Annotated in this window: 11 protein-coding genes; 5 read left to right on the plus strand and 6 right to left on the minus strand. The window is 61.7% G+C overall.

Features of this window, described 5'->3' with window-relative positions; genetic code table 11:
- Nucleotides 1-27: 27 nt before the first annotated feature.
- The 5 genes from AB5Y98_RS01875 to rlmM all read left to right on the plus strand — a co-directional run bounded on the left by AB5Y98_RS01875 (nucleotide 28) and on the right by rlmM (nucleotide 5,508).
- Nucleotides 28-2,169, plus strand: coding sequence for a methyl-accepting chemotaxis protein (locus AB5Y98_RS01875; RefSeq protein WP_126882376.1), 2,142 nt, complete (start codon nucleotides 28-30; stop codon nucleotides 2,167-2,169).
- A 283-nt stretch (nucleotides 2,170-2,452) separates the two neighbouring features.
- Nucleotides 2,453-3,373 carry a transcriptional regulator GcvA gene (locus AB5Y98_RS01880; protein ID WP_005303519.1) on the plus strand — a complete coding sequence of 307 codons (921 nt, stop codon included), beginning with the start codon at nucleotides 2,453-2,455 and terminating at the stop codon, nucleotides 3,371-3,373.
- Nucleotides 3,366-4,004: an alpha/beta fold hydrolase gene (locus tag AB5Y98_RS01885; RefSeq protein WP_201889584.1), complete on the plus strand. Its 639-nt coding sequence runs from the start codon at nucleotides 3,366-3,368 to the stop codon at nucleotides 4,002-4,004. Before AB5Y98_RS01880 ends, AB5Y98_RS01885 begins: the two co-directional genes overlap by 8 nt.
- Nucleotides 4,005-4,034: 30 nt before the next feature.
- On the plus strand, nucleotides 4,035-4,421 hold the full coding sequence (locus AB5Y98_RS01890) for a DUF423 domain-containing protein (protein ID WP_043171107.1): 387 nt from the start codon (nucleotides 4,035-4,037) through the stop codon (nucleotides 4,419-4,421).
- Nucleotides 4,414-5,508 carry a 23S rRNA (cytidine(2498)-2'-O)-methyltransferase RlmM gene (rlmM, locus tag AB5Y98_RS01895; RefSeq protein ID WP_005303513.1) on the plus strand — a complete coding sequence of 365 codons (1,095 nt, stop codon included), beginning with the start codon at nucleotides 4,414-4,416 and terminating at the stop codon, nucleotides 5,506-5,508. The genes AB5Y98_RS01890 and rlmM overlap by 8 nt, the downstream gene beginning before the upstream one ends.
- Nucleotides 5,509-5,579: 71 nt before the next feature.
- Here the strand turns inward: rlmM and AB5Y98_RS01900 are convergent, their stop codons facing one another.
- The 6 genes from AB5Y98_RS01900 to AB5Y98_RS01925 all read right to left on the minus strand — a co-directional run bounded on the left by AB5Y98_RS01900 (nucleotide 5,580) and on the right by AB5Y98_RS01925 (nucleotide 13,703).
- The gene (locus AB5Y98_RS01900; protein WP_005303511.1) at nucleotides 5,580-6,020 is read right to left on the minus strand and encodes a hypothetical protein; all 441 of its coding nucleotides are present in this window, start codon (nucleotides 6,018-6,020) and stop codon (nucleotides 5,580-5,582) included.
- Nucleotides 6,021-6,141: 121 nt separating this feature from the next.
- Nucleotides 6,142-7,149: an isocitrate dehydrogenase gene (locus AB5Y98_RS01905; protein ID WP_368231213.1), complete on the minus strand. Its 1,008-nt coding sequence runs from the start codon at nucleotides 7,147-7,149 to the stop codon at nucleotides 6,142-6,144.
- Nucleotides 7,150-7,295: 146 nt separating this feature from the next.
- Complete coding sequence (gene xni / locus AB5Y98_RS01910) at nucleotides 7,296-8,099, minus strand: flap endonuclease Xni (protein ID WP_005303507.1); 804 nt, start codon at nucleotides 8,097-8,099, stop codon at nucleotides 7,296-7,298.
- Between the two features lie 129 nt (nucleotides 8,100-8,228).
- The gene (gene ppnN, locus AB5Y98_RS01915) at nucleotides 8,229-9,584 is read right to left on the minus strand and encodes a nucleotide 5'-monophosphate nucleosidase PpnN (protein ID WP_017764101.1); all 1,356 of its coding nucleotides are present in this window, start codon (nucleotides 9,582-9,584) and stop codon (nucleotides 8,229-8,231) included.
- 150 nt (nucleotides 9,585-9,734) lie between these two features.
- Complete coding sequence (locus AB5Y98_RS01920) at nucleotides 9,735-11,342, minus strand: diguanylate cyclase (protein WP_368231214.1); 1,608 nt, start codon at nucleotides 11,340-11,342, stop codon at nucleotides 9,735-9,737.
- Between the two features lie 90 nt (nucleotides 11,343-11,432).
- Entirely contained in the window at nucleotides 11,433-13,703 is a 2,271-nt protein-coding gene (locus tag AB5Y98_RS01925) for a hypothetical protein (RefSeq protein ID WP_368231215.1), read from the minus strand.
- Nucleotides 13,704-13,801 lie beyond the last annotated feature (98 nt).

Below are 13,801 nucleotides of genomic sequence, written 5' to 3' on the forward strand. Positions count from 1 at the left end.
ATCAGTATGAAGCTAGGAAATGGTGGCATGAGTTCTCTTTCTGTTCAGGGGCGGATCACCCTGATCGCCGGTTGTTGTTTGTTGGCCAGTGCCGGTGCCCTGGTGGCCTCTTCTCTCTTCAGTGCTGCCAACATGCAGGATCAGGTGCTGACTTCTACCACGGCGGAAGCCCAGAGTGCGGCCGAAAACTGGATGAAGGCGATGGGCTCGGAGCAGGCGGCCAAGGTGACCAGTTATCTGGACGAAGCTTACTTCCGGGCGACCCTGCTGGGCCAGGGGATCCTGTTCCAGCGCAAGAACGCGGCCGACAATTTCGGCTCCTCCGAATCACTGCGTACCGCCGTCAACCAGCAACTGCATGACGCGGCAGCCTCCTCCGATCACCTGCTCGGCGTCTATGCGGTGTTCGAGCCGGACCAGCTCGACGGCGAAGACAGCAACTACCACGGCTCCAGCGCGCTGGGCTCCAACGATCAGGGGCGTTTCTCCACCTACTGGGCGCGGGTCGACGGCAAGATTGAACCCGAGGTGCAGGACGAATCCGTGCTGGCGGACGAGAGCCCGACCGCGGCCGGCGGGGTGGAGAACGAGTGGTATCGCTGCAGCATTCGCAGCAAGGCCCTCTGTCTGCTGGAGCCTTATCTGGACGATGTGGGGTCGCAAAAGGTATTGATGACCTCGGTGACCGTGCCTCTGCTGGAGCAAGACAAGCTGCTCGGCATGGTCGGGGTCGATATCTCGCTGACCGCGCTGCAGAGTCTGGTCAAGGAGATGGATCAGGAGCTCTATGAGGGGCAGGGCAAGGTGCTGCTGGTGAGCAGCCAGGGCCGTGTCGCCGGGGTGGATGGCTTCGACGTCACCCTGGGCAGTCCGCTCGGTCAGCAGTATCAGACCCTGACGGCCGCCTTGCAGGGCTGGCTGGGCCAGGGGCAGGTGGCCAGTCGCTGGAGTCCGGACGGCAACCTGCTGCAGACCTTCGTACCGGTCAAGATGCGCGGTACGGAACAGAAATGGGGCATCTACATCGAGCTGCCGCGCAGCGTGGTGCTCGCCTCAGCCCTTCAACTGCAGGAGGATCTCTCCGGCCAGGCCAGCCGCAGCGTGATGACCCAGCTGCTCATCGGTGGCCTCATCTCGGCGGTGGCGCTGATCTGCATCTGGCTGATGGCCCATCAGATAGTGGCCCCCATCCGCGCCGTGGTGGCCCGTCTCAAGGACATTGCCAGCGGCGAGGGGGATCTCACCCAGCGCATCGAGCTGCGCCGTGACGACGAGATTGGCGAGCTGGCCAAGTGGTTCAACAGCTTCTTGAACAAGCTGCAGAGTACCATCAGCCAGGTCATAGATACCGTTGCCGGCACCCGGGCCAGCGCGGAGCAGGCGGCCAGCGTCGCCGAGCGCACTAGTGCCGGCATGCAGGCTCAGTATCAGGAGGTGGACCTGGTGGCGACCGCGTTCGAGGAGTTGAGCGCTACCGCCCTGCAGGTGGCCAGCAACGCCAACTCGGCGGTGGCCGCTGCCAACGAGGCCGACACGGCGGCGCAGGAGGGCAAGTACGTGGTGGCCGACACCCAGGAGGCGATGCGCAAGCTGATGGCGGTGATCAGCGATGCCAAGCCGGTGGTGGAGCACCTGTCAGCCAACAGCGAGAACATCAACGACATCCTGGTGGTGATCCAGGGGATCGCCGAGCAGACCAACCTGCTGGCGCTCAACGCCGCCATCGAGGCGGCGCGGGCCGGCGAGCAGGGCCGTGGTTTTGCGGTGGTGGCGGACGAGGTGCGCAATCTGGCGGGCCGCACCCAGAACGCCATCGTCGAGATCCAGACCCTCATCGGCCAGCTGCAATCCGGCACCGAGGCGGTGGTGAAGGCGATCATGACCGGCCACGGTCAAGCGGATCTGACGTTGACCAAGGTGGACCTGTCGGTCAGCGTGCTGGAGCAGATCATCCACGCGGTCGGCACCATTCATCAGATGAACGAGCAGATCGCCAGGGCGGCGCAGGAGCAGAGCGGGGTGGCGGACGAGATCAATCGCAACGTCAGCAACATTCGCGATGTGAGCCACACCATCCGGGCCGAGGCGGCCAGCTCCGCCGAAAATGGTCGCGAGCTGTCGGCGCTGGCCGACAAGCAGCAGCAACTGGTGGGGCAGTTCAAGGTATAGGGATAAGAAAAAAGGCGCCTTCCAACCGGAGGCGCCAAACACATTCAGATGACAGACTGGGTTAAATCGGTCCGATTTAAGCCCCTCTTCCCGCAGAGGAAGAAACACAACACCACAATCGCACTCCAGAGACTCACAAAAATCACATGTAAACCAACATGGAAGAGAAAAAGTGAGCCATATGGCAACGGATTGCGAAGCGAATTATGTTTATTCACTGGTCGACCCGCAACCGACAAATTATAATGCGGCCCATTAGAAAAACTCATCGTCGGCTGGTCTCATGTCTCGTCGTTTACCCCCGCTCAACGCACTGAAAGCGTTTGAAGCCGCGGCTCGTCATTTAAGCTTCACCCGCGCTGCGGAGGAGCTGTTCGTGACCCAGGCCGCCATCAGTCACCAGATCAAGGCGCTGGAAGAGTACCTCGGTATCAAGCTGTTTCGCCGCAAGAACCGTTCTCTGTTGCTGACCGAGGAGGGGCAGGGCTACTTCCTCGATATCAAGGACATCTTCACCTCCATCTCGGAGGCGACCGACAAGTTGCTGGCCCGCAGCGCCAAGGGCGCGCTCACCGTTTCTCTGCAGCCGAGCTTCGCCATCCAGTGGCTGGTGCCGCGGCTGGTCAAGTTCAGCGAACGTCATCCCGACATCGACGTGCGGATCAAGGCGGTGGACATGGACGAGGGCTCGCTCACCGACGACGTGGACGTGGCCATCTACTACGGACGCGGCAACTGGCCCGGCCTGCGGGCCGACAAGCTGCACACCGAGTATCTGATCCCGGTCTGTTCACCGCTGCTGCTGACCGGCCCCAAGCCGCTGCGCACCCCGGACGATCTGACCCGCCACACCCTGCTGCACGACACCTCGCGTCGCGACTGGAAGGCCTGGTTTCGCCAGCTCGACATCGATGCCCCCAACGTCAACCAGGGGCCCATCTTCAGCCACTCCACCATGGTGATCCAGGCCGCCATTCACGGCCAGGGGGTGGCCCTTGGTCACAGCGTGCTGGCCCAGCCAGAGATAGAGGCCGGTCGCCTCATCTGTCCGTTCGAGCAGGTGCTGGTGAGCAAGAACGCCTTCTATCTGGTGTGCCAGGAGCAGCAGTCCGATCAGGGCAAGATAGTCGCCTTTCGCGACTGGATGCTGGAACTGGTGGAGCAGGAGGAGGCCCGTCGTCGGGCCCGACTGGCCGATGCATGAGGTGATCCGGGAGGGGGCTGTTGATGCCCCCGTTCGCATTCTGTTGGCCCACGGCGCCGGGGCGGGCATGGAGCACGCCTTTCTGGCCGAGCTGTCACGGCTGTTGGCCGGGCCCGACATCGAGGTGGTGCGTTTCAACTTTCCCTACATGAGCAAGCGCGCCCTGGATGGCAAGCGTCGTCCGCCGGACCGGCAGCCTGTCCTGCTCGACCACTGGCGCCAGATGATCGAGGAGTTTGCCCATCCCAGACTGTTTCTGGCGGGCAAATCCATGGGTGGGCGGATGGCGGCCGAACTCTATCAGGAGAGTGAGGACGAGATGAATGCTGCAGGATTGCTCATTCTCGGGTATCCTTTCCACCCCCCGGCCAACCCCGACCGCTGGCGGGGCGAGGTGCTCAAGCAGATCAAGACGCCAACCCTGCTGTTGCAAGGGGAGCGCGATACCTTCGGCACCCGTGCCGAACTGGCTGATTTCCCCTTCTCATCCGCCGTATCGGTCCATTGGCTGACCGATGGTGATCATGGCTTCAAACCGCGCAAGAGCAGCGGTGCGAGCGAGCAGGGCAACCTGCGCCAGGCGGCCGAACGGATCAAGGATTTCATTGCGACCATCCCGGCGCGGGGTTGAGGCTGGCGCGGGACAACAAGGAGGCAAGGGATGCAATTTCATCGACATTGGCTGGTGCTGGCGGGCTTTTTCGGCCTGACGGCGACCATGCTGGGCGCCTATGGTGCCCACGGTCTGGCGGCCACCGGCATCGACCCTTCGCGTCTGGCGGCGTTCAATACCGCCGTGCAGTATCAGTTTTTTCACGCCCTGGCCCTGCTGGTGCTGGGGTGGTGCGGTGTGCGCAGCAAGGTGATCAACCTGGCTGGCTCCGCCTTTGTGCTGGGGATCCTGGGATTCTCCGGCAGTATTTACGCCATGGTGCTGCTTGGCAGCAAGGGCTTGGGGCTCATCACCCCGGCCGGTGGCCTCTGTTTTATGTTGGGATGGGCGGCCCTGATGTGGGCCGGCTGTCGTCTTGGAGGAAAGAATGAATAATCTGCTGCTTTATTGCCGCCCCGGTTTTGAGAAAGAGGCGGCGGCAGAGATCACCGAACGAGCCACTAACATGCAGTGTTATGGCTTTGCCCGGGTCAAGGACGACAGCGGCTACATCATCTTCGAATGCTACGGTGAGGAAGAGGCCGACCTGCTGGCGCGCAAGCTGCCCTTCAAGGAGCTCATCTTCATCCGCCAGATGCTGGTGGTGACCTGCGAGCTCAAGGAGCTGGATCTGGCGGATCGGATCACCCCGATCATCGAGGCGACCCGCGACTACGCCATCTGCGGCGATCTGCGGGTGGAGACGGCCGACACCAACGAGGCGAAGGAGCTCTCCGCCTTCTGCCGCAAATTCACCGTGCCGCTGCGCCAGGCGCTGCGCAGCAACGAGATCCTGACCAAGAAGGAGACCCCGAACCGTCCGGTGTTCCACGCCTTCTTCCTGGCCAACGACCATGTGTTGCTGGGTTACTCCTACTCCTTCAACAACTCAGCCTTCCACATGGGGATCCCGCGTCTGCGCTTCCCGGCCGATGCGCCGAGCCGCTCCAGCCTCAAGCTGGAAGAGGCCTTCTACGTGTTCGTACCGCGGGAAGAGTGGGACGTGCGGCTGCGCTCCGGCATGAAGGCGGTGGATCTCGGTGCCTGCCCGGGCGGCTGGACCTATCAGCTGGTGCGTCGCGACATGATGGTGACCGCGGTGGACAACGGCATGATGGCGCAATCCCTGATGGATACCGGCCAGGTCAAGCACATCCGCGATGACGGCTTTGTCTGGCGTCCCAGCAAGAAGAATATCTACTGGCTGGTGTGTGACATGGTCGACAAGCCGGCACGGGTGACCCACATGATCGCCGACTGGTTTCGCGAGGGTGATTGCCAGGAAGCCATGTTCAACCTCAAGCTGCCGATGAAGAAGCGCTACGCCGAGGCGGTGCACAACATCCAAGTGTTGCGTGAACTGCTGGCGGAGATCGACGGCGGCTTCATCATTCAGGCCAAGCAGCTCTACCACGATCGCGAAGAGATCACGGTGCACGTCTTCAACAAGTACTGGGTCTCCAAGCTCTCCCCCCAGGAGTGAAGGCTGGCTGACATGGGCTGACAAAAAGGCCGACAACCTCGAGGTTGTCGGCCTTTTTATTCGGCTTGCGTTCAGAAGCGATAGTCAAAACGCAGCGAGGATTCGCCATCGGTAAGCTTGAGCTCGATGTCGAGCGGTATGGTGCGATCGGTCGGGCTGAACTCCAGCTTGACGCCGTTGCTGCGCAGCTTGAGAGAGGTGTTCATGCCGGCGGTCTTGAACTTGATCCTGGGCTTGTGCTGCTCAAAGGAGAGGCTGACGCTCTTCTCGGCGGTCAGGTTGAGCTTCTGATAGGGAGTGACCTGACTGTTGCCATTGCTGTCGGTGACGACATCCATCCCGAAGGAGAGGGGTTTGGGAGCCTTGAGCAGGTCATTGGTATCCAGGGTGGATTGCCAGACCTGGCTGGCCGGCTGGGTGGATGGCGGCAGCTGGGGCCAGGCATTCTCGACCGGTCTGTCTATTGCCATGACATTGCTGCTGATGAGCAACAGGGTAACGATAGCGCGCATAATGGATCTCCTTATCCCTTATCTATTGAACATAGTAGCCAATCGACAAAGGGGGGAGCGCGCGGTGAGATAAAACAAAGGGAGCCGAAGCTCCCTTTTTAAATCAACAAGTTGGCACCAATTACAAACGATCTATGATGGATTGGGTGAACTCGCTGGTGGAGGCGTTGCCCCCCAGATCCCGGGTCACCCGGTCGCCGGATTCGATGGTGGCGCGCACCGCTTCGCGAATGCGCTCGGCCTTTTCCTGCATGCCCAGATACTCCAGCATCTGGATGGAGGCGAGGATCACCGAGGTGGGGTTGGCGATGTTCTTGCCGGCGATGTCCGGGGCAGAGCCGTGCACCGCTTCGAAGATGGCGGCGCCATCACCGATGTTGGCGCCCGGCGCCATGCCGAGGCCGCCGACCAGACCGGCACACAGATCCGACAGGATGTCGCCGAACAGGTTGGTGGTGACCATGACGTCGAAGCGCTCCGGGTACATCACCAGGTTCATGCAGGCGGCATCGACGATCATCTCTTCGCTCTGGATGTCCGGGTAGCGGTTGGCCACCTCACGGGCCACTTCCAGGAACAGACCGGAGGTGGACTTGAGGATGTTGGCCTTGTGGATGATGGTGACCTTTCTGCGCCCTTCCTGACGGGCCAGCTCGAAGGCGAACTTGACGATGCGCTCGGCCCCTTCGCGGGTGATGATGCTCATCGCCTCCGCACTCTGGTTGTCATCGCTGCGCTTTTGACCGGCACCCGAGTACATCCCTTCGGTGTTTTCGCGCACCGTGATGATGTCGATGTTGTCGTAACGGCTGCGGGTGCCCTTGAAGGAGAGCACGGGACGCACGTTGGCGTAGAGGTTGAACTTCTTGCGCAGGGAGACGTTGATGGAGGTGAAACCGCCGCCGACCGGGGTGGTGAGAGGCCCTTTCAGGGTGACCTTGTTCTTCTCAATCAGGTCGAGTGTGGCCTGGGGCAGCAGCTCGCCGTGTTTCTCCAGCGCCACTAGACCGGCGTCGGCGTATTCGTATTCGAAGTCACAGCCGGCGTGGGTCAGGATCTGGATGGCGGATTCGATGATGCTGGGGCCGATGCCGTCGCCCGGGATGACGGTAATTTTTCTTTTTGACATGAGACGTATCCACTTCTAGGGAACAGAGGGGGAGGATTCGGCGGTTTTATACCATTTCTCCACCTAACCCTCCATGTTTCTTTACATTCTATCTGTTTTTGTCAACAGCGAGAGTGAGTCCGGTCATGCTTGGCGAGATAGCGTCATCAGGCATCCGGGGCGGGCGGATAACGGATCTCCCGCAGGTTGAAGCCAAGGGGGATGTCCCGCTGCAGCCGTACCAGTCGCTGGGCCAGCAGGGCCTCATCCTGGTGTTGGCGCAGCTTGAGCAAAGGCTTGGCGGCGTCCTCCTGCTGGCAGGCGGTCAGCATGGCAGCGAGATCGCCGTATTGCTGCAGCAGCTGGGTGGCGGTCTTGGGGCCGATGCCGGGCACCCCCTTGATGTTGGAGCCACCGATGCCGGTCAGGGCCCAGAAGTCCACCAGCTGGGCCGGGGTCACCCCGTATTGCTGCTCGACGAAGGCGGCATCCAGCCAGCGCTTGTTGAAGTAGTCGCGGATCCGGATCTGCGGGCAGATGAGCTGGCAGAAGCCCTTGTCGGTGGAGATGATGGTGGCGCTGGCACCGTGCTGGGCAATGCCGCTGGCCAGGGTGGCGATGAGATCGTCCGCCTCGTCGGTCTGGGAGAGCAGGGCATCGACACCGCACTCCCAGAAGGCATCCTGCAGCTCGTTCAGCCCTTCGCGCAGCTCGGCCGGCATGGGGGTTCGTCCCTCCTTGTAGGCGGGATAGACCTCCTTGCGCCAGCTGTGCACCTCGCCATCGAACACCGCAATGACGTGGGTCGGCTCGCTGCCGGCCAGCAGCTTGCGGCAGGTATTGATGAGGTTGGCACGGGTGGCGATCAACGCCTGGGCCGGAGTCAGCGCCTGCTGAGCCTGCACCGCGTGCAGCCGGCGGATGAGGTTGAGGGCATCGATGATGAGCAGGTGTGGCCTTGGGTTTGACATGGGGCACTCTTGGCAGTCGGAACGCCCCATTGTAACAAACCAGCGGGCTCAATGGGGGATTGATGGCCGAAGGGCTGGCAGCAATAAAAAAGGGGCGCCATGCGCCCCTCGTTTCATCTGTGCTGCCCGTCAGCGCACGATTTCGTAGCAGGGTACATACTGGCTGCCCGGCAGCTTCATACGCTGCTGTCTGACGAAGCTCTCCAGCAGCTTGTCCATCAGGTGCATCAGCTCCTTGTCGCCATGGATCTTGAACGGCCCCTTCTTCTCGATGGCGCGGATGCCCCCTTCCTTGACGTTGCCGGCGACGATGCCGGAGAAGGCACGGCGCAGGTTGGCCGCCAGCAGCTGGGGCGGCTGGTTGCGGTGCAGATCCAGGCTGGCCATGTTGGCGTGATCCGGTTCGAACGGCAGCTGGAACTCCGGCTCGATCTTGAGGGACCAGTTGAAGGAGTAGGCATCCCCTACCGACTTGCGGTATTCGCGGATCTTCGGCATCGCCTCCTTCATCACCCGGGCCACCTCGGGGGCATCGCCGATGATGATGCGGTAGAGGCTGGTGGCCGCCTCCCCCAGGGTCGCCTTGACGAAGTCATCGATGGCGCGGAAGTAGTCGGCACTCTCTTTCGGGCCGGTCAGCACGATGGGCATGGGTTGCCGCTCGTTGGCCGGGTGCATCATGATGCCGAGCAGGTAGAGCAGCTCCTCGGCGGTGCCGACCCCGCCCGGGAAGATGATGATGCCGTGGCCGAGGCGCACGAAGGCCTCCAGCCGCTTCTCGATGTCCGGCAGGATCACCAGCTCGTTGACGATGGGGTTGGGCGGCTCGGCGGCGATGATGGAAGGCTCGGTGAGACCGATGTAGCGGCCGTTGCGCACCCGCTGCTTGGCGTGGCCGACGGCGGCGCCCTTCATCGGGCCCTCCATGGCACCCGGACCGCAGCCGGTGCAAATGTTGAGCTCACGCAGGCCCAGTTCGCTGCCTACCGCGCGGGTGTACTGGTACTCGATCTCGTTGATGGAGTGACCGCCCCAGCAGACCACCAGATTGGGATCGGCGCCAGGCAGGATCGCCTTGGCGTTGCGCAGGATGGCGAACACCACGTTGGAGATGTGGGTGGAACTGGTCAGGTTGACCAGCCGGTTGGACTCCAGCTGGGTCGACACGTAGAGGATGTCGCGCAGGACGGAGAACAGGTGCTCCTGAATGCCGCGGATGATCTCGCCATCGACGAAGGCGTGCTCGGGGGCGTTGAACAGCTCGAGTTTGACCCCGCGCTCGCGCCGGATCACATGAATATCGAAGGATTTGAAGCGCTCCAGTATCTCTTTGGAGCTGTCGGTATGGCTGCCGGAGTTGAGTACCGCCAGCGAGCAGTTGCGAAACAGTTGATAGATATCGCTGGAGGCGGTTTGCTTGAGGCGGTCCACCTCGAGCTGGGACAGCAAGTCCATGCTGCCGACTGGATTGATGTGCGTAATCATAGGTTCCCCTTTCACTCGCTTGTTATCGTTGTGCTTTTCCCTGGGGAGAAAACGGGATGCCCTGTGGCATCCCTTGAATTTGATAGTAGATGTAAGCGGTGGGGCAGGGGAATAGGGGGAAAGTGCGTTTGCTGCTTTTTTAGTCGCCTATCAGGCCAGATTGACCTGATCACGACCCGAGTTCTTGGAGCTGTAGAGTGCCTTGTCGGCCCGCTCGAACGCATCCGTGGTGTGGTCCCCCTCCCTGAACAGGGTGGCACCGATGGAGATGGTGATCTCGACCCTGGCATCCCGAAAACGGAACGGAATGCTCTTGATGGTCTGGCGCAAGGTCTCCAGCGGCTTCTGGAACTTGTCCGGGTTGATGTTCGGCAGCAGCACCACGAACTCCTCGCCGCCGAAGCGGGCGATGAAGTCGGTGTCGCGCAGGGCACCCTGCAGCGCCTTGGCCACCACCTTCAACGCCTTGTCACCGGCCATGTGGCCGTAGTTGTCGTTGATGTGCTTGAAGTGGTCGATGTCGATGATGGCCAGGCACAGCGGCGTGTTGTAACGCAGCCAGCGTTTGTATTCGAGCTCGAGCCGCTCGTCGAGAGCTGCCCGGTTGTGCACCTGGGTCAGGCTGTCGAGGAACAGCTTGTGTTTCTGGATGGTGAGCCGCTTCTTGTATTCGGCGGTCTCCTCCTTCATCAGCCGCAGCTTGGCCTCCATGGTGGAGAGGCGGGTCAGCAGGTGGCGCTCGCGGGCGGCCATGGCCTCCCTGTCCTGCAGCAGCAGGTTGATGGCCCCCATGTGACCGGAGATGGCCCCCTTGAGGTCATCAATGGTGTCATGGCTGGCCAGGGTATGGTCGATGGCCTTGAGCTCCCTGTCGATGGCCTTGCGGGTATCCAGGGTGGCGCTTTGCAGGGCGCGCCCCTCGTCGAGGGATTCGGTAAAGCTGAAGTGGACCGCCGAGAGGCTCTCGTTGAGGGTGCTGAGAAACGCCTGGGAGGCTTTGCGCTCCTCGCGGGTGCCCTCGATGATGAGCTCTATCACCTGCAGGCAGATCTCGGCCAGAAGGGGAGGGGTGATGCCATTGAGCAGCTGGCGGCGAATGTCCGCCAGGCTCTCGCCCACCGCACCGGCAAAGTCGAGCTCGGTGATGAGCCGCTGCAGCTCGTCGGCGATGTGGGCGTGGATCTTGACGTCAAAGGGGGCATCCGGCTCGGGGGCGGCCAGATCGGTGACCGCCTCAGGCTGACTGCTCTGGGCCAGCAGAGGCTGGCTGGGCAACAGCTGGATCTTGATGGCCTGCTGGTAGAACTCCAGCAGCCGGATCACCTTCTTCTGGTGATCGCCGATGCCATAGCCATCCGGGCTCGCCAGAAACTCCTTGAGGGATTTGCGGGTATCTTCCGGGAAGCCCTTGATCGCCTTGAGTTGCTTGGAGCCGAGTTCGATGGCGGACCTGGTCAGGGAGATGGACTCTTCCAGCGCGTTGCCGTGCTGCTGCAGCAGCTTCTCGATGATGGCGAGATCGGCGTCGAGGGAGGAGAGCGGCGGGTTGCCGTCGAGTTTCTGCTTGAGCTTGGCGAGCTTGTTGTCCAGCTCCCGGTCGTGACCGCGGCAGGCCTGCATCAGCTTGGCGATGAACTGGATGCTGCGGGCGCGCTCGGTATCGGAGAAGGAGACAATGCCGTCCAGCTCCAGCTGTTTTTGCTGAAGGGATTCCCTGAGTCTGGCCAGTTGTCCGGCTACGGCAGCGATATCATTCATTATTCAGGTCGCCCTGTTGTCATTATCGTTGTTGTGTTGGATAGCAACAGCGGTCGAACCCAGTTCCAGACCCAGTTGATTATCTATTCGTCACTGATCAACCGGCACTCTCTTCCGTGAAAGTTGAAGCCAATTAACCCATTGCTTTTCATGAGAAGAATTTACTTTTACCAGTCCCTTGTCAATTGCCATCAAGCAGCATTGCCACACATCCCCATTAAAAAATGCGGCCTGCTGGCAATCGATGGCAGCCAGCTCCAACCAGACGCTTTGCTGGGATTTTTCACTGAGCTGAATGGCTCCTGCCAGCGCCAGATAGCAGAGGTCGAACAGCCCGTGATGATCGAGGGCGGTAGCCGCCTTGGGCAGGAAGGGGTGGCTGACGATGCCGAGGCTGATGTGGCGATCGAGCGGATGCTGGCAAGGGAACTCGGCCAGTGCGGCGAGCAGCTCGCGGGCCAGCCGGTGCAGATCCTCCACATGACGCTGGGGCACCACATAGAGCAGATGGCCTTCGCGAAGGTCGTAGATGCGGCCATCCTGCGGGGTGAGGCCGTTGACGTAGGCACCGAAGGCCTGCTCTATCTCGCGGCTCACCTGATAGCCGTGCTGCTCCAGGCTGTTGACTAGGAAGGGGACCCGAAACAGCAGGTAGTGCAGCTTGTCGTCAAATTCGCTGCTGGGCAGCTCGCTCAGATACCAGCGCTCGGAGCGCTGCTGGCGCTTGGCCATCTCCCGCGGCCAGCGGCTCATCAGTCGCTGCCAGTTGGCCAGCCCGGTGCGTGGCTCGAGCAGCAGCGCCTCGCCCAGCTGCTTGCCCTGCAGGCGGGCGACTCGCAGCTTGAGCCAGAGGGTGAAGAAGAGGTAGATGAACAGGGTCAGCAGCAGGCCGGTTATCACGCTCGACCAGAGGTAGCGATCCTGTTGATGCTTGCTGGTGCTGAGCTGCTGCTCCAGCTCCTTGATCTGCTGTTCACGCTCCACCTGGGCGTAGTTGTCGCGGATCGCCTCCTGCTCCAGATCGACCTGCTGCTGGCGCACCTGCTCGCTGCGCTGGTGGAAGTTTTTGTAGCTCTCCAGCGCCTGTTGCAGATAGCCCTTCTGCTCGTAGGCCGCCGAGAGCAGACGGAAGATCTCGAACTGGCGCTGGGTGTCGCCGATCTGGTTGGCCAGCGCCAGCGCGTTCTCCAGCTGCAGGATGGCGATGCCCGCCTCCTTCTGCTTGAGGTGCAGCTCGCCCAGCAGCAGCAGGGTGTCGATCAGCGGCTCCTTGTCATCCCCCAGCTCGTGGGACTGGCGGGCCGCGGTGAGGTAGTTGCGGGCCAGGGTCAGGTTGCCGGTTTCCAGATAGGTTTTGCCAATTTCATACTTGAGGTTGGCGATGCGGGTGCGGTTGGTGCCCTCGTCCAGCAGATCCAGGGCGTTGAAGAAGTAGACCAGCGCCATGTTCATCTCGCCCTGCTCCCGATTGAGGCGGGCCAGCACGATGAGGGCGTCGCTCAGCAGGGAGGGGTTGCCGAGGGCGTGGAAGTAGTTGGCTGCCTCATTGGCATATTGCAGCGCCTTCTGCGGCTCCTGCTCCTCTTCATAGAGGTTCACTATCTGGTTCGACAGCAGACCGAGGAAGAGGGGATCCTGCAGGCCCCTGGCCTGCTGCTGGGCATCGATGTAGTCGCCCAGCGAGAGCTGCGGCTGCTTGAGGGCGTGGTAGAGATCGCCGCTCACCGCGCTGACCCAGGCGCTGGCCAGCGGGTTCTTGGTCTGATCCGCCCAGCGGCGGGCTTCGGCCAGCTGGCGTTTGGCCTCGTCGAACTGGTGCGCCTCCATGCTGGCATTGGTGCGCAACAGCCGGCTGTAAACCTGCAGCTGGCTCTCTTTCAGGCTGGGGGTGCTGAGCAGGGTCTCCAGCTGGCCGAGCAGGCCGCTGCTGGCACCGTGGGAGCGTTCCAGCAGGTTCTGGCTGCGGATCTTGAGGTAGAGGCCGTGGGCCTGCAGCTCCAGCTGCTGCTCCTTGGCCGCCATGGCGATGCCCTGATCGAGGGACTTCTGGGCGGCCTGGAACTGGCCCAGTTGCAGCAGGCACTCCCCCTTGAGCAGGTGGGCACCGGTGGCCTGGGCGGCGGTGCCATAGCTCAACAGCGGCTCACGGTAGCCGTACTCCTGGCGATTGCTGATGATTTGCTTGGGATTATTGGCCGTGCGTGCAAGGAAGGCGGAGGTGATCTGCACGCATCTGGCAGGATCGGTCAGCACCAGGGTCTGGGCCTGTTGCAGATCGATGGACAACTGCTCCTTGGCCAGATCCAGATCAGGAGCGGACAGGGAGGACATCATCATTGCCAGAAAAAACAGTTGATTCATTGGATTAAGGGCAGCACGGGAGTGAGGGCATGTTATCCAAGCCCGCCCCCGTGCGTCCAGAGTTTACTGACAGATTGCGCGCCAGCCCCGTTATCCGG

It is taken from the genome of Aeromonas sp. s3 (assembly GCF_040907805.1).
Classification (GTDB): Bacteria; Pseudomonadota; Gammaproteobacteria; order Enterobacterales; family Aeromonadaceae; genus Aeromonas; species Aeromonas dhakensis.